This window comes from Pseudomonas sp. ADAK2, from assembly GCF_012935755.1.
Lineage (GTDB): Bacteria > Pseudomonadota > Gammaproteobacteria > Pseudomonadales > Pseudomonadaceae > Aquipseudomonas.
The window spans coordinates 4,580,033-4,597,079 of sequence record NZ_CP052862.1 but is presented as its reverse complement, the minus strand read 5'-3'; the positions used below and the strand labels follow the sequence as shown (position 1 = coordinate 4,597,079).

General features: G+C 59.8%; 12 protein-coding genes. 8 read left to right on the top strand and 4 right to left on the bottom strand.

The window, feature by feature from the left end:
* Positions 1-11: 11 nt before the first annotated feature.
* Positions 12-1,112: a polyamine ABC transporter substrate-binding protein gene (locus HKK52_RS20995; protein ID WP_169372419.1), complete on the top strand. Its 1,101-nt coding sequence runs from the start codon at positions 12-14 to the stop codon at positions 1,110-1,112.
* 147 nt (positions 1,113-1,259) lie between these two features.
* Positions 1,260-5,828, top strand: coding sequence for a dermonecrotic toxin domain-containing protein (locus HKK52_RS20990; RefSeq protein ID WP_169372418.1), 4,569 nt, complete (start codon positions 1,260-1,262; stop codon positions 5,826-5,828).
* Here HKK52_RS20990 and pdxR read toward each other — a convergent pair.
* Positions 5,825-7,375, bottom strand: a complete 1,551-nt coding sequence (pdxR, locus tag HKK52_RS20985) for a MocR-like pyridoxine biosynthesis transcription factor PdxR (protein WP_169372417.1) — start codon at positions 7,373-7,375, stop codon at positions 5,825-5,827. The two genes, HKK52_RS20990 and pdxR, sit on opposite strands and share 4 nt — an antisense overlap.
* 90 nt (positions 7,376-7,465) lie before the next feature.
* Between pdxR and HKK52_RS20980 the strand changes: the two genes are divergently transcribed.
* The 3 genes from HKK52_RS20980 to HKK52_RS20970 are packed head-to-tail and all read left to right on the top strand — an operon-like array spanning position 7,466 to position 9,234.
* Entirely contained in the window at positions 7,466-8,089 is a 624-nt protein-coding gene (locus HKK52_RS20980) for an FMN-binding negative transcriptional regulator (RefSeq protein WP_169372416.1), read from the top strand.
* Between the two features lie 9 nt (positions 8,090-8,098).
* A complete protein-coding gene (locus HKK52_RS20975) occupies positions 8,099-8,545 on the top strand; it encodes a GNAT family N-acetyltransferase (RefSeq protein ID WP_169372415.1) in 447 nt (148 codons plus the stop codon).
* Positions 8,546-8,562: 17 nt separating this feature from the next.
* Complete coding sequence (locus HKK52_RS20970) at positions 8,563-9,234, top strand: GNAT family N-acetyltransferase (protein WP_169372414.1); 672 nt, start codon at positions 8,563-8,565, stop codon at positions 9,232-9,234.
* A 108-nt stretch (positions 9,235-9,342) separates the two neighbouring features.
* On the opposite strand, the gene HKK52_RS20965 is transcribed toward HKK52_RS20970, so the two are convergent.
* On the bottom strand, positions 9,343-10,242 hold the full coding sequence (locus HKK52_RS20965; RefSeq protein ID WP_169372413.1) for a homocysteine S-methyltransferase family protein: 900 nt from the start codon (positions 10,240-10,242) through the stop codon (positions 9,343-9,345).
* A 111-nt stretch (positions 10,243-10,353) separates the two neighbouring features.
* Between HKK52_RS20965 and HKK52_RS20960 the strand changes: the two genes are divergently transcribed.
* Both HKK52_RS20960 and HKK52_RS20955 read left to right on the top strand, forming a co-directional pair.
* A complete protein-coding gene (locus HKK52_RS20960; RefSeq protein WP_169372412.1) occupies positions 10,354-11,175 on the top strand; it encodes an ABC transporter substrate-binding protein in 822 nt (273 codons plus the stop codon).
* On the top strand, positions 11,172-12,008 hold the full coding sequence (locus tag HKK52_RS20955) for an amino acid ABC transporter permease (RefSeq protein ID WP_169372411.1): 837 nt from the start codon (positions 11,172-11,174) through the stop codon (positions 12,006-12,008). Before HKK52_RS20960 ends, HKK52_RS20955 begins: the two co-directional genes overlap by 4 nt.
* Positions 12,009-12,098: 90 nt before the next feature.
* Here HKK52_RS20955 and HKK52_RS20950 read toward each other — a convergent pair whose 3' ends face one another.
* Positions 12,099-12,377 carry a helix-turn-helix domain-containing protein gene (locus HKK52_RS20950; protein ID WP_169372410.1) on the bottom strand — a complete coding sequence of 93 codons (279 nt, stop codon included), beginning with the start codon at positions 12,375-12,377 and terminating at the stop codon, positions 12,099-12,101.
* On the bottom strand, positions 12,374-13,726 hold the full coding sequence (locus tag HKK52_RS20945; protein ID WP_169372409.1) for a HipA domain-containing protein: 1,353 nt from the start codon (positions 13,724-13,726) through the stop codon (positions 12,374-12,376). Before HKK52_RS20945 ends, HKK52_RS20950 begins: the two co-directional genes overlap by 4 nt.
* 197 nt (positions 13,727-13,923) lie before the next feature.
* Here HKK52_RS20945 and HKK52_RS20940 point away from each other — a divergent pair, with 197 nt between their 5' ends.
* The gene (locus HKK52_RS20940; protein ID WP_169372408.1) at positions 13,924-16,881 is read left to right on the top strand and encodes an autotransporter outer membrane beta-barrel domain-containing protein; all 2,958 of its coding nucleotides are present in this window, start codon (positions 13,924-13,926) and stop codon (positions 16,879-16,881) included.
* The last annotated feature ends 166 nt before the right edge of the window (positions 16,882-17,047 follow it).

The window sequence follows — 17,047 nt, the reverse complement described above, 5'->3', positions numbered from 1 at the left end:
GAATTAGAACAATGAACAGACTCAAGCGTTTTATCGCTCCAGCGCTGTGCGCGACGGTGCTCAGTGGCGCCGCGCACGCCGAAGAACGAACGTTGCGCGTCTACAACTGGTTCGACTACATCACCCCCAAAGCCCTGGAAGACTTCAAGGCCCAGAACACCCAGACCAAACTGGTCTACGACATCTTCGACACCAACGAAGCGCTGGAAGCGAAGCTGCTGACCGGTAACTCCGGTTATGACGTGGTGGTGCCGTCCAACGTGTTCCTCGCCAAGCAGATCGAAGCCGGGGTGTTCCAGCCGCTGGATCGCAGCAAGTTGCCGAACTGGAATCACCTCGATCCCAAGTTGATGAAGCTGATCGAGGCCAACGACCCGGGCAACAAATTCGCCGTGCCCTACATGTACGGCACCATCCTGATCGGCTTCAACCCGGACAAGGTCAAGGCTGCGCTGGGCGCCGACGCGCCGGTGGACAGTTGGGACCTGATCTTCAAGGAAGAGAACATCAGCAAGCTCAAGCAGTGCGGCGTCGCGCTGCTCGACTCGCCGTCGGAGATCCTGCCGCTGGCCCTGCAACACCTCGGCCTGGACCCCAACAGCAAAAAGCCTGCGGACTACGACAAGGCTGAAGCGCTGCTGATGAAGATCCGGCCGTACGTCACCTACTTCCATTCTTCCAAGTACATGGCCGACATCGCCAACGGTGACATCTGCGTCGCGGTCGGTTATTCCGGCAGCTTCTCCCAGGCCGCCAACCGCGCCAAAGAAGCCAAGAACGGTGTGGTCGTCGACATGCGCCTGCCCAAAGAAGGCGCGCCGATCTGGTTCGACATGCTCGCCATTCCTAAAGGCGCGAAGAACACGGAAGACGCCTACACCTTCATCAACTACCTGCTGCAACCGCAAGTGATCGCGCCGGTCAGCGATTTCGTTGGCTACCCGAACCCGAACAAAGACGCCACGGAGTTGGTCGACCCGGCCATCCGCAACAACCCGAACCTATACCCGACCGAGTCGGCAATGAGCACGCTCTACACCCTGCAACCGCTGCCTCGCGATGCCGAACGCGCACGGACCCGGGCCTGGACCAAGATCAAGTCCGGGACCTGATTGCGACGTCCCGCCCTGTCAAAGACCCGCCGAGTGCGGGTTTTTTAATGTGCGGTAAATAATTACCACCTTGTCGAATGTCGGTTTTTTTATCTTCCGGGGTACCAGGGACGGTGACCTCCTCCGCCCGACCGGAAGGAACCGCCCATGATGATCGACCCTACGCCAGCACTACAAAATACCGGCCACCTGCTTCAGGAAAAAAGCAGTCTGATCATCCAGACCAGCCTCGGCCCCAGTCTCAGTGAAGTGGCCGCGAAGGTGTTGCGCGAGGCGTTGAAACAGCAGTATCCGGAACTGAACATCGATCCGGACGAGACCTTGATCGTCACGCCCCAATGGAAGTGGCAGGGCGAATCACTGGTCAGCGCCCACCCGCACGTCGAGATACTGACCCAGGCACTGGTGCGTCAGGGGCAATTCGGCAGCGTGGCGAATTTCATTGAGGCCGAACACTTTCTGACGTCCGCGCCCCTGAGCCAATCGCCGTTGCACCTGGCCGTCAGCGTCGAGGATATCGCCGCCACACTGAATAACTTCGCCCCGCTGTTGTTTATCGAATTCCAACAGCAGCAACTGGATTTCTGGAATGAGACGGTCGAGGGCAAACCGCGCTGGCACGAGCTGAGCGACACACTGAAAAAAGCGCTGGATATCCGCCAAGTCAAAGGCTGGGATACCGATCAATGCGCAGTGGCCCGTGCCGTCTCCCAGCATCCGGACAAGACTGAGCGAGCGAAAAACAATCTGGAGATTCCCGGCATCCAGGCCTGCCTGATCGATATCGACTACAACGAAACCAGCAACACCCGCCACCTCCTGCTGGGCGGCGCGATTGTCATGAAGGCGACCTACAAGCAACGCGACATCCTGTTGCTCTACACCATCGAGGACGGCTATGAAGCCTTCGACTCCATGGATCGGCTCGGCGCCTCGTTGCCCCGGCGGATCGACATGGAGCCCACCGGACAATCGCTGCAATGGCGACTATACGAGCCCGACGGCAATATTTTCGATCACATGGCCGGGGCATTGATTGGCGGCCAGATGGAGGCCATCGCCGCGATCAGACCCTTATCCCCGCTACCGCCCCTACCCTTTGTCCCGGCGCCTTCTGGCAGTGGTGCCGGGCACTTCAGCGCCGAAGAACAACGCCACGTCGACGACCTGGAAACGGCCATTCCCGAGTGGCTGGCAAATGCGTCGGCCACCGACTTGCTGGACTATGGCAGCTACCTGTCCAGCCAGGGCCGACTGCGCAATGCGTCCGGGCTCAACGATATTCCACTGATCGGCCAGTACGCCCAGGACAAGATGATCGAAGCCATCATCGCCGATAAAAACCTGCAAGGCGCCACGCTATTGCCACTCCCAGAACTGCGCATCACCATCACCAACAGCTTTACGGTCGGCGCCTTCACCCTGCCCAACCCCCACGACCAACACCGCGAAACCCTCGGTGAGTTCGCCCTGCAAAATACGCCACCCTACAAAGCTGAACTGAATTTCACGAACCGGGAAAGATGCCCCGATTGGCTGACCGTCGAGTACCTGACCCGCATGGCGGAACAGGTCAACGTCGGCAAGACCTACCCGGAACTGCTGCGAAAAAAACTGATCGATAATGCCGACCAGGCCAGGCTGCAGAAAAAGCGCTACGTCGAGCTGCTGCCGGACCTGCTCAGGCTCAAGGCGCTGGAATGCAAACTGCGCCATGAAGGTGGTGTCGATGACACAGGCTATCGCTACGTTTGCGAACTCATGCGCGTCGCCCTCGGCAAGCGGCGCAAGCATTCGCTCACCATCGTCATTCGCCCGCTGACCTTTGTTCCCCGGCATCGGCTGCTCTCGGGCGGCGACACCGTGGCCAACATGTTCATCATCGGCCCGCGCCAACAACGTCAGGGACCGTGCCTGTTGTATCGTCCGGCACTCGAACAGCCGTTGCTGCAATTCGCCTCGGTGCAAAACATGATGTACGCCATGCACCAGCCCGGCGAATTGCGTGACTCGGTGTTGGCCTGGCTGCCGACGCCCACCCTCAGTTTCGAGTATTCCCAATACGTCTTTCCGGTGGGTTTGCCGTCGCCCTGGCTGGCGGTGGAGTCGGGTATCGAACTGTTGCTCAATCACGACTTGAGCGGCCCCATCGGCCTCGGCCAGCAAGAGATCACCGATGACCTGTTGGCCACGCTGTTTACCAGCAACGCCAATACCCTGGTGCAGAAAGCCGAGCGCCAGTCCCTGTCCAATGGCGAGCGGCGCTGGGCGTTGCTGCGTGACAGTGGCTGGGCGATTTTCAATGCGGCCTCGACGTTTTTGAGCGGGCCGGTGGGGACCGCGGCCTGGGTCTGGCAATCCATCGCCGACCTGCAGCAGGGCCTGGATGCTCATGAACGCGGCGACAGCCTGGTGCAATGGACGTCCCTGGGTGATGTGTTGATGACGCTGGGCATGGTGCTGATCCACCGGGCGGGTCAGCGGCGTAAAACCGCAGAGACCGAGTCCTTGCCCGGGACACGCGACACGGCTCACGCCAGCGACGTCCCACCGCGTCCAGTGCCTGTGCCTACCACCATAAGCCTGTCTGCCGAACCGGTCTTCGGCGAGCTGCCTGCCGAACATGCCACGGCGCTGGAAACCGCCGAATCCTTGCCCCGTCGAACCCCTTCGTCACTGGGTATGTACCTGGACAGCGTCAAGGTGAGCGCGCCGGACCTGACCAGCAAAAACCTGAACACCCTCAACGTCACCCCGCCGCACCTGTATCAACTCGATGACAAACAGTACGCCCAAGTGGGTAACCGTTGGTTTGAGGTACTGATCGATGAAGATGAACACGTGCAGATCTTCAACCCGGACAGCCCCTCTCGCAGTGGGCCGTTATTGACCTCCGATACCCGCGGTCACTGGATCGTCGACCTACGCCTGCGATTGCGCGGCGGCGGGCCGAAGCGCCGTTTGAAAGCGCTGCAGCAACAAAAGGAAGTGCGCAGGGATGCACTGCAGCAACTGATTCAAGCGTTCAAACTGCAGGAGAACATCATCAAGGAAGAGGTCACGCGGCTGCACAACGAACTGGTACAAAGCACCGGTGATCGCTTCGAACAGCACTGCAAAGTGTTCACCGACAAACTCGAAGCGTTGATCAAAAACCACCTTGAAGTCATCGAACACCTGAACGAGTGGCGCACGCTGGGCGGCACACTCGGGTACACCTATGACTTGCTGCGTCTGACCACGTTGCTGGAAAAATACCTGTCGTACTGGCTCACGGTAAAAACCAACCAATACACGCAAGCCATTGCCCCCTTCGCAGGAGAAGGCAGCATCAACACGGCCACTGCTGTGGGTGAAAATGTGGCGTCCCTGCAAACGGCCAGTGACCTCAGCGACACCATCGTCGAGCGGATGGACCAGGCTCAAACGTCCCTGGAACGCCTCAATGTCCTGGGTCGGGCGGGACGCATCGAGACTCGACGCCTCGCCAAACTGTTGCCTCGGCTCACGGTTCAAGACTTCAAGGCCAACCAGATCGGCATGTCTTACGAGTTGTGCGTCCAAGAGCAGGCCTCAGCGCAGATGCCACAGGCGCGGGCGGCGGTCGCGGGCATCGTCATCGATGCCGCCGACGCCAGTCATAAACTCACCGACCTGATGAAACAGCTGCAGGTCACCGAGACGACCGACCAGCGCATCGCAACGTATTCGGATTTGACTGACACCTATGCCGACACCCTCCAGCGGATTGAAGACTTGCCAGCTCGCTATCCCGGAATGACTCATCCGCAAGCACTGGAACGCCTGGCGACACTCATCAAGGAATTTCAGGCGCTGGCCCGGGAGCGACTCGATGCACTGCTGCCCGAGAGAGAAGAAAACCTGTCACAGCAAACGCCGGAACCGGCTATCGCCGGGCCATCGCGCCCACAGATCAAAGTGACCAAGACTCGCCCGCGAGAACCAGCGGCGGACAGCGAACAAAAGACTGAAGAGCAGGCCTTCAAGAAACTGCAGCCCGTAAGTGAAGGCGCAGGCAAAGCGGCGATGGACGACATCGACGTCATTGACGAAGGCCTGACACTCAGTATCGACGTGAATGATTTCATTACCCGCACCCGCAAAGATGCGCAACGTCCCAGCCGTATTCCGGCGGACATGCAGCATTTGTTTGATCAACAGGCACAGAAACTCGAGAACGCAGCAGCCAGCGTCGACAAAGCCATGAACAACATTCGCGCCGCCCAGGGCAGCCCGCCGCCAGTGGCCCGATTGAGCCAGGAGTTGCGCGAGGCCGTCATCCTGCTGCGTGTCACGGGCGTCAGCGTGCGCGCGGCCATGCTCAAGAAGCGCAAACCCCGGCAGGAATATTTCCAGTGGTTGTACAAGCAGGATCAACTCAAGGTTGTGCGCAATGATCTGGGGCGTCTCAAAACCCGACAACGCGCGGACTACTTCCAGGAGTACCGGATACTCGACGCTACGGATAACGATCAGGACCTGTGGGTGGCGCACTTCCACTATCCGGCTCCCGACAGTCCCGCAGACCAACCCACGGCAGCCCATCTGAAAGTGGCGGATAAATACCTGGACAGACTGGAACCGGACCTTCGGCAGACATTGGCGGCCATCGAGCCAATCGACTATGTGTTTCGCCGCATCAGCGACCCGGCGACGCGCGACGTGTTTCTTGCGCTGGAACCCACGCTCCCCTAGGCATTCCAGGCCTGGCGCAAACGCATCAGGGCCGATTCGATATCGGCCTCTGGAACAGCGGCAAACCCCAGCACCAATCCGGCACGCTGATCCGCTGGGCGGGTCGTGTCCGGCAGCCAATAGCTGCTCAAGGCGTTGATCTCGACGCCCACCGCTTCGGCTTGCGCTACCAGTTCGCGTTCGCGGGCCACACTCTCGACCGACACCGTCAAATGCAGCCCCGCCGCCACACTGGGCAGGCTGCCGACGCCGGGAATATCCTTCGGCCAACCAGCCAGCAACGCATTGCGTCGGCTGAGTGCCGCACGGCGCATCCGCCGGATGTGGCGCTGAAAATGCCCGGCGGCCATGAACTCGGCCATCACTGCCTGGGTGCTGACTTCCGAATGCCGTACGTCCACGGCGCGACGGCGGGCGAAGGCGTCCACCAGCCCGGGCGGCAATACCAGATAACCGAGGCGCAATGCCGGAAAAGCGACCTTGCCGAACGTCCCGACATACAACACCCGTCCCTGCCGATCCAGCGCGGCCAACGGTGCCAGCGGCGCACCGCTGTAACGGTATTCGCCATCGTAGTCGTCTTCGACGATCCAGCCTTGGGTGCGCTCGGCCCACGCCAACAATTCAAGGCGCCGCGCCAGGCTCATCACCACTCCGGTCGGGTATTGATGCGACGGGGTCACGTAAGCCAGTCGGCAATCGCTCAGCCCTTCCAGTTCGGTGCAATTGATCCCTTCGCTGTCCACCGATACGCCGTGCAGTCGGCCCCCGGCCACGGCGAATGCATGACCCGCCGCGCGATACCCCGGATTCTCAATCGCCACCCCGTCGCCGGGCTCCACCAGCAGCTGTGCACAAAGGCTGATTCCCTGCTGCGCGCCGCTGGTGATCACAATTTGCTCAGCCGTGCACTGCATTCCGCGAGAACTGCGCAAATACGCAGCAATCATCCCGCGCAAGCGCGCATCGCCAGCCGGATCGCCGTAACACAACTGCTGCAAATCCGGTTTGCGCCAGAAAGCCGCGTTCAGCTTGGCCCAAACCTCGAACGGAAACAGATCGAAGGCCGGCACGCCCACCCGAAAAGCCTTGGGCGGACCACTCGGCGGCAAGGCCAAATGGTTCTTTTCAACCCGCTCCAAAGCGCCGCTGTGGATAACTTTACTGGATGAAATCACAGGTAAATCCAGCCAATTTGTGGATAAGGCTGTGGGTAACCCTGTTGATATCCCTGTGGATAGTTTTGTGGATAGTTTTTTTGCCGGCAGCGCGGTTTGCGGCAGTTGCGCGACGTATGTGCCGTCGCCAACCCGTCCTTCAATAAAGCCTTCGGCGTATAGCTGATCGTAGGCGCGGACCACGCTGTTGCGGGAGATCGATAACGCTGCCGCCAGGTCGCGACTGGCCGGTAATCGAGTGCCGCTGGCCAATCGTCCGTCGAGTACCCGCACCCGCAATGCCTGGTAGAGCTGACGGCTCAACCCCTGGCGGCGATCAAGTTCGATGCCGGCCGGGTTGAAGGACAGGGACAGCGGAGCTTCAGTCATCGCAATGGACCTATGAAATTGGTCGGTAATGGCTCTTACAACAGACCAATAGCCTGCCTAGGATGAAGCCATTCGCCAAGGGATATTTCCATGTACAACCCCAGCTCATTTGCCATCAAAGATTTGCCGGACTTGCAGCAGCAGATACTCGCCACCCGGCTCGCCATCCTGGTGACCCACGGCGAGCAAGGCCTGCAAGCCAGCCATATCCCGCTGCTGCTGGACACCGAACAAGGACCCAATGGCACCCTGTATGGACACTTCGCCAAGGCCAATCCGCAATGGAAGGACCTGCAGAACGGCGCCGAGGCGCTGGTGATTTTTGCCGGTGCCGATGCCTACGTCAGCCCCGGGTTTTACCCGAGCAAAGCCGAGCACGGCAAAGTGGTGCCGACCTGGAACTACATGGCCGTGCACGCTTATGGCGTGGCTGAAGTGTTCAGCGACGCCCATCGTCTGCTCAACCTGGTCAGTGCCCTCACCGATCGCCACGAAGCGGGCCGCGACCAACCATGGAAAGTCGCGGACGCCCCCGCCGACTACATCGACGGTATGCTCAAGGCCATTGTCGGTTTCGCATTGCCGATCCAGCGCCTGGAAGGCAAACGCAAACTGAGCCAGAACCGCAGTGCCGCAGACATCGCCGGTGTGCGCGAAGGGTTGGCTGCCAGCCCCTACGCGCAGGACCAGGCCCTCGCCCACTTGATGCGTTAAGGAATGAACATGAGTCAGATCGAGATTCGCCAGGTCACCGCCGACGACCACGCCGCATGGTTGCCGCTGTGGCAGACCTACTTGAGCTTCTACAACACCGAACTGCCGGAAGCCGTGACCCCTAGCACCTGGCTGCGCATGCTCGACCCGAACGAACCGACCCACTCCGCCCTCGCCTGGGCCGATGGCAAAGCCGTGGGCATGGTGAACTTCATCTACCATCGCTCGAACTGGAGCATCGAAAACTCCTGCTACCTGCAAGACTTGCTGGTAGCGTCAGAAACCCGTGGCACCGGCGTCGGGCGCAAGCTGATCGAATTCGTCTACGCCACCGCCAAGGCGGATGGTTGCTGCAAGGTTCACTGGCTCACCCACGAATCCAATGCCACCGCGATCCAGCTCTACGAGCGCATCGCCGAACGCCCCGGTTTGATCCAGTTTCGCAAAGCCCTTTAAGGTTCAAGGAGAGCAACATGACCACTTCACTCGCGGACTGGAAAGGCGCGCCAGCCCCCACCGTTCAACTGATCGAAGGGCGCTTCATCCGCCTGGAAAAACTCGACCCGGCACGCCACGCCGACGGCTTGTTCAAAGCCCTGCAAGGCCCCGGCGCCGACCCGAAACTCTGGGATTACTTGCCTTACGGCCCGTTCCCGGAACGCAGCGTGTTCAACGATTGGCTGAACAACCACGCGGCCAACAGCGATCCGTATTTCTTCACCGTAATCGACCGTGCCAGCGGTGATGTGCAAGGCATCCTCAGCCTGATGTCCATCGTCCCGGCCCAGGGCCGGATCGAAATCGGCCACGTCACGTTTGGCGCATCGATGCAGCGTTCGCCAAAAAGTACCGAGGCGGTATATCTGCTGGCCAAAGAGTCGTTTGCCCTGGGCTACCGGCGCCTGGAGTGGAAGTGCAACAACGGCAATGCCCGCTCCAAATATGCGGCTGAGCGGTTGGGTTTCAGTTTTGAAGGGGTGTTTCGCCAGCACATGGTGGTGAAGGGACAGAATCGTGATACGGCTTGGTATTCGATTCTGGATTCGGAATGGCCGGAGGTTGGGGCGGGGTTTGAGCGGTGGCTTTCAGATGAAAACCAGACCGATTCGGGCCAAGTGAAAACCCTGGCCGAGTGCCGCGCCTAGTGATCGTTCCCACGCTCTGCGTGGGAATGCAGCCCGGGACGCTCCGCGTCCCATCGAATGCAGAGCGTCCGTAGAGGCGTTCCCACGCAAAGCGTGGGAACGATCTTCTCAGTTGAGTCTCTGGGCAAGCACCGCAATATGCTCCGGCCCAATCCCGCAGCACCCGCCCAAATGGCTGGCCCCACGTTTCTGCCAATCGGCCGCCCAATGCAGGTAACCCGGCGGATCGAGATCGTCGCGCAACGGGTCGAGCCCGTCGTTGGCCGTGGCCTCTTTCGGTTGCGGCGGGAAGGCATTGGCGTACGCGCCGATGTGAATATTCACACCCAGCCGCTCGAACGTTTCCCGCGCCGCATCAATCGCCGCGCCAATCACTTCGGGCTGGCTGCAATTGAACAGTAATGTCTCGACACCCAGCTCAGCGGCCACTGCCGCCGCCTCGGCCACCGGCTCACCGGAACGCAAACGCGGCACGTCGTCGGTGTCTTCATCCTTCAAGGTAAACGACAGCCAGAACGGCTTGCCATCCTTCGGCAGACCCGCGTGGATCGCCCGCGCCTCAACGATCGAGCTCTGGGTTTCCGCCAGCCACAGGTCAACGTGCGGCGCGAGCCCTTTCACCAGTGGCGTCAGCAGTTCCGTCACCCGCGCAGCGTCGAACAAGTCTGGACGATAGGAACCAAACAACGGAGGCAATGAACCGGCCACCCGCACCGGTTTGCCCGCCGCCTCCACCGCACGCCGTGCCAACTCGCCGGCCAACGCCGCGAGCGCCTGGCCCTCGGCAGCAAAACGCTCCTCACCGATATGGAACGGCACCACCGCGTAGCTGTTGCTGGTGATGACATTTGCACCGCTTTCGATATAAGCCGCATGCACCGCCTCGACCGCTTGCGGCGCTTCGCTCAAGGCCAGCGCCGACCACTCGGGCTGCCGGAACGGTGCACCTGCGCGTTGCAGTTCACGACCCATGCCACCATCCAGAATTACTGTGCTTCCTGCGCTCATATGCTTTTTACTCATATGCTTATGAAAATAACTCACTATCAGAGTCGTTCTTATAACTATTTAATACGCACCATTCGGTTAATAACAACCATTTTTTATCAGGGATCGACTGTGAAATTTCAACCGCTACTGGCCCTGGGCCTGACGATTCTGGCTGCCTCCACTCAAGCCTTTGGCGGCGCCACGCTGGACCGCGTCGAGCAGAAAAAAGAACTGGTGGGCGTGTTGATGGAGAGTTATCCACCGTTCTCGTTCCTCAATGACCAGAACCAACTCGACGGTTTCGACGTCGATGTGGCGAAAGCCGTGGCCGAGAAACTCGGCGTGAAGCTGCGCCTCGAAACCCCGTCCTGGGACGTGATCGCCGCCGGCCGCTGGAGCGGGCGCTACGACATCTGCATCTGCTCCATGACCCCGAGCAAGGCCCGCGCCGAAGTCTTCGATTTCCCGGTTGAGTACTACGCCTCCCCGGCCGTGATCGTGGTTAACGCCAAGGATGATCGCATCCACAACGCCAAGGACCTGAGCGGCAAGAAAGTCGGCCTCACCAGCGCCTCCAGCTACGAAAGCTACCTGAACAAAAACCTGGTGATCGAAGGCGCTGAAGACACGCAGTTGCAGTACCCGTTCGAGGATGTGCAGATCGCCCCGTATGACACCGACAACGTGGCCTTCCAGGACTTGGGCCTGGGCGCGGGCGTTCGACTGGATGCGATCCTCACCAACCTGGTGACCGCGCAACCGCGCCTGAACGAAGACAAGCGCTTCAAACTGGCCGGCGAAACGTTGTACTCGGAGCCGAACTCGGTGGCCATCGAAAAGGGCGACGCGCAGTGGGACGGCAAGGTGCGTGAAGTCTTCGCGCAGCTGAAACAGGACGGCACGTTGAGCAAGCTCTCGCAAAAATGGATCGGCGCCGATATCAGCAAATGACTTCTTTCCCCACACCTCCAAAGCCGCCGCAACCGGTGGTTGAGTCACGATTGCAACGGATCTTCGGCTTCCGCACGCGGCTGTACCTGACCTGGGCGGCGATGCTCGGCTTGTTCGCCAGTTTCTTCCTGAGCTTCGACCTGAAGTTCTCGATCATCCTCGACAAACTGCCGAACCTCGTCGGCCTGCACCTGGCACCCAACGGCTTCCTGCAAGGCGCGGCGCTGACGTTATTTCTCTGCGCCTGCTCAATCGTCGCCTCATCGCTGCTGGGCTTCATCACTGCTTTGGGACGGCTGTCGAAAAGCGCCGTGGCGTTCGGCATCGCCAGTTTCTACGCCTCGTTCTTTCGCGGCACGCCGCTGCTGATCCAGATCCTGCTGATCTACCTCGGCCTACCGCAACTGGGCATCGTGCCCGGCGCCATCGCTGCGGGGATCATCGCCCTGTCGCTGAACTACGGCGCTTACCTGAGCGAGATCTTCCGCGCCGGCATCCTCGGCGTCCCCCACGGCCAACGCGAGGCATCACTGGCCTTGGGCATGCGCGAAAGCGTGATCTTCTGGCGCGTCACCCTGCCCCAAGCCATGCGCACCATCATCCCGCCGGCCACCAACCAATTCATCTCCATGCTCAAAGACTCGTCGTTGATCTCGGTGATGGGGGTGTGGGAAGTGATGTTTCTGGCGCAGTCGTATGGGCGGTCGAGTTATCGGTATATCGAGATGCTGACGACCGCGGCGGTGATTTACTGGGTGATGTCGATTGGGTTGGAGCTGATTCAGGCGCGGATGGAGCGGCATTACGGTAAAGCCTATGTGAGCCGTAGCTAGGTTGAAACACGACTCCCTGTATGCGTTGCCGAAGGCTGCGATCTTTTGATCTTGAAAGCATTCAGCCTTCGGTAACACCTTGCTGCCGACTTAGCTGAAATCCCGTCGAATCCGCACCACGCCCATCTTCAAGCCAAACGGTTTGAACACAGAATTGAGCGATTTCAGCGTCTGATTCCCTTCCCCATGCTCGATATGCACCAGCGTGCGCACAGAGATTTTGCACATCTTCGCGAACTGGGTTTGGTGCAGGCCGGTGACTTCCACACGCAAGCGACGAATCGCTTCACCAATTTCAAGAGTACCTTCGGCCAGAGCCTCTTGAATGCTTTCTATGAGCACAGTGCGCTCGGCAACGGTCATGCTCATATCAGATCCCACTCTTTCAAGCGCCGCGCCAGATTTTTCAAATCTATTCGCGGGTGATTCATTGTCACATCAGGTAATCCGCTGTCGGCCAGAATATCCGGGAGTGCCATCAAACGTGTGGCATCCTCACGCAATCGCTCAAAAGATCCCGACCAATCACTCAGCGCTGCAAGTGGGTCATCCGGATCAGCAATGTCAGCCAACGCCTGGCACACGCCACGCCAATTTACGTCCCCGGCCCTCTCCAACTCTTTTGGCCACTTGGTGGTTCGTGTTACGCCTTCTTCGTCCATCACCATTGGTGCCAAGTCATAAATCGGTGCCATGCGGAACGAGGCCGTATCGCGAATGATTGCAGTGTTGCGTCCATGGTTATCTGAATTGCCGAGGATTTTGTTGATCAGATCCCGGCGTAAATAATCGGCAACAAGATCCGGGATCTGATTCTCTTGCGCCCCATCACGCCAGAGCTCTGCAAGCAGCCGAATAACCTCCATGTGATTCATTGGACTACCAGGCGTGGTTACTTGGGCTAGCGAGTAGATCGACTCCACAGCAAAACGCTCAACTCCCTGAGGGGTTACTCGACGGTCAAAACGCTGCATCCACAGACTGGGTTTGGTCGCTTCTTCAAGGGCCAGTCCCTCTACCGCCACCGTTTCGATACCCAGTGTTTGCAGTGCCTTGTAGTAGTGGTACTCACTTCTGAGGATGTCCTGATCGTTCTGGGTTCCTTTGTTACGAGAGAACTTCACGAACCAGTGCTGGCTGACGTCTGCGTCGTCCAGTACCGCATCGGGGTATAGATCTCCGTCCTTATCCTGAGCCAGCAAGAGTTTCGGTGCCTCGCCGCCAGCCCCCGTTGCCCCGCCAATTGCAGCACCCTGCTCGTAGGCATATTCAAGAAACCGGTTATCACGACTAATGACATCCTGACGCTTAAACCCTATCACTTCACGCTGCCCGACTACATCGACAGACTCCTTTATCCGCATATTGCCAATCGGCGCCGGAGTACTTGTGGACAGAAGGAAAAGATCCTCACTGATACCAGCTGGTTTTTCTCGGCCTATCCGTTGCTGAAGAAATCGTTTGGCCGCACCTGCTGGCGCGATGTCGTGCAGAAATGCTGGCGCATTGGATCGCTTTCCGTCCCACTCCAGGGGAAACCTGGCACTCACTGCCTTCGCAAAAGGAGTTGGGATGTCCGCATAGTTATCGACCAGGTAGCTCTGTTCGTAGCCGAAGCTGCAGCGACTTTCAAAGCCCTTTTCAGGATTGTCGAAGCTTAAGACCATAGCGTCGTGCCAATTCCCTGCCGTATAGACCTGTAGGGTCAGGTTGTACATGTCGTCACCTGCATTTAAATGCATTTTTTGAAGAGCAGTTCGCATCTAATATGCAATATAGTGCATTTACAGCACGATAAGTGTTCTTATAGACGCAAAATAATGCAGATGCGTCAGCTATTGAGCTCATACATCATTCTGTAAAAACCCTCCGCTATACAAGACGGCCTGCTTATAACAAAAAGGACCGTCCACCCATGCCCTTCTCGCCCCAGCGTCTTGCCCTGACCATCGCCCTGCTGATCAGCGCTACCACCGCCCACGCCAAAACCGTTCAGATCAACACCGCCACCACCGCTGCGCAAACCCTCGGCGGTAGCGACACCCTGACGATCTCGGCCCCCGGCAGCATCACTAACAGCGGCAAGACCGTGAGCCTGAAGGACAAGACCAGCGGCGCCGGCGTGGTGATCGATAACTCGGGCAAGATCATCTCCACCGGTGGCCGGGCGATCGACAGCAGTGGCGACCTGACCCAGGCGCGTAACTACAGCATCTATAACCGCAGCGGCGGGCAGATTCTTGGATTCAACGACGCGCTGCGCATCGACAGCAACTTCGCCAGCGGCAGTTTGTTGATCGATAACAGCGGCATCATTCGCTCCACCACCGGCCAGGGGCTGGACCTGGATGCCTTGCGCAGCGACGGGGTCAAAACCACGATCATCAACCGCGCGGGCGGGCTGATTCGGGGGGATGCCAGCGACGGGATGAAGACGGGCGCCAACGCGACAATCACCAACTACGGCGAGATCTCGACCGGCGATTCGCACAATGCTGACGAGAAGTTCGACGGCATCGACATTGATACAGCGACCGGCGTAACGGTGACCAACTACGGCACCATTTCCGCCGGCCGCCACGGCATCACCACCGACCTCGGCGCCACGCTGGTCAACTACGGCCAGATCACCGGGCGCAACGGTTCGGGTTTTGGTTCCGACGGCGACGGCACCGTCATCAACCACGGCACGATTACCGGCGCCTACTCGGGGCTGCAACCCAACGGTGACGGCGATGGCGTGGACATCGACCACATCGCCCACATCGAAAACTACGGCACCATCCAGGGCGTCGGCGCGGGCGGTGTGGACAAGGGTGGTTTCGCCAACGGCAGTGAAGGCATCGCGTTGGGCGGAGGCACGGTAGTGAACGCCAAGGGTGCGCTGATCAGCGGCGCCAACAGCGCCATCCTGGTGGATGATGGCAGCGGCGGCTCAGGCGTGGCGGCGACGACGCTGGAAAACTTCGGCACCATCCAGGGCCTCGACGGTTTCGGCGTGAAGTTCGTTGGCGAATTTGCCGACAACGTGATCAACGGCGGGACCCTCAGCAGCAGCAACGGTCTGGCGCTGGACCTGGGTGGCGGCAACGACAGCCTGACCCTGCGCAACGGCAGCCGCTTCGTCGGCGTGGTCGATGGCGGCAGCGGTTACGACCGGGTGGTGATGGACGATGTGGCGGGCGGCAGCTTCGGCGCCAGTCGCAATTTCGAATGGCTGGAAGTGAAGCAAGGGGCCTGGACGCTGACCGGTAGTGGTGATTTCAGCGATGGCGGCGTTGTGCGCAATGCTGCGACATTGCTTAACCAGGGCAGCATTGCCGGCACGCTGACCGTGGATCAGGGCGGCGTGTATGCCGGCGGCGGCTCGGTGGGCAATCTGCTGGTCAACGGTACGTTGCAGACCAATACGCAACTCGGCACTGCAACCATCACTCACGATTTGACCTTCGGCAGCGGCGGCACCCTGGCCTATGGCGTGAATGCCGACGGTTCGAGCGCCCCTGTAATGGTCGGCGGCGTCGCCAACCTGAACGGCGCGACCCTGGCGGTGAACCCCGGCAGCGGCGCTTACCCATGGCAAAGCCATTACACCGTGCTGCAAGCCGCGAGCATCAACGGCACCTTCGGCAAGGTCACCAGCGACTACGCCTTCCTCACGCCGACCCTCGCTTACACCCCGACCCAAATCGATCTGACCTACACCCGCAACGACATCACCTTCAACGAGTTCGCGGCCACCGGCAACGGCAGCAACGCCGCCAACAGCCTGGCCTCAATGGGCAAAAACAACGCGCTCTACAACGCCTTGCTCAACACCACAAACGCCACGGCCGGCGCGGCCATCGAGCAGCTGGCCGGCGCGAGCAACGCCAACCTGACCAGCGCCACCCTCGGCGCCAGCAGCCAGGTCGGCAGCAGCATGCTCTCGGCGATGCAGCAAATGGGCGGCGGTTCAGGCTTGCTGGTAGGCCTTGATCAGCGGGACACACCAGGCCTCGCGTCCACCGGCGTGCCGTCCGAAGCGCGCAACCTCAACGACCCGAATGCCCAGGGCCGACTCTGGCTGCAAGCCATCGGTGGCTACGGCAAGCTCGACGGCGAACATGGCAACAGCGGTCTGGAACAACGCACCAAAGGCAGCGTGCTCGGTGCCGATTGGGCGCTCAATCCGCAATGGCGCCTGGGCGTGTTGGGCGGTTATTCGAAAACCGACCTGGATGCCACCGGCGTCGACGGCAATGTCGAGAGCTGGCACGCCGGGGTCTACGCCCTGCGCCAAAGCGGTCCGTTCGCGTTACGTCTCGGCGCCGCCTACAGCGGCCATCAAGGGGAAAGCAAACGCACCGTCGCCTTCAACGGTTTCAGTGATCGACCAAAAGGCGACTACGACGCCGACAGCCAACAAGCCTTTGCCGAACTGGGCTACGCGATGGGCAGTGGCCGCTTTAGCGCCGAACCCTTCGCCAACCTCGGCTATCAGCGCTACCACCGCGACAGTTACAAAGAGAAAGGAGGCGTCGCCGCATTGCAGGTCAACGAGCAAACCCAGGACAACTTCAACAGCACCTTCGGCGTACGCCTGGCGCACCTCAGCACCCTGGACAACGGCATGAGCCTGACCCCGCGCATGACCGCTGGCTGGAAGCATACCTATGGCGATGTCAGCAGCTCGACGCGCCAGGCCTTTGTGGTCGGAGGTACGGCGTTCAGTGTCGATGGCAGTTCGCTGGATCGTGACAGTCTGGTGCTGGAAGCCGGGCTGGATCTGGGCATTTCTGCGCGGCATAGCGTCGGCGTTGCCTACAGTGGCGAGATCGGCAGTAACAGCCGCAATCACGGGTTGATTGGACAGTGGCAGATGAGTTTCTGAGTTTTCGCCAATCGAAGCTTCCGGGATTGTTGTAGGGAAAGACGCCTGATGGATGGGTGAAAACGTGCTTGGTCGAATCTCACTGTTGATTCGGCTACAGGCGACGTCTCAACGCCTTGCGCAATGCCCGGAAATGCCCGGCATCCGCAAACCGCATCGAATTTTA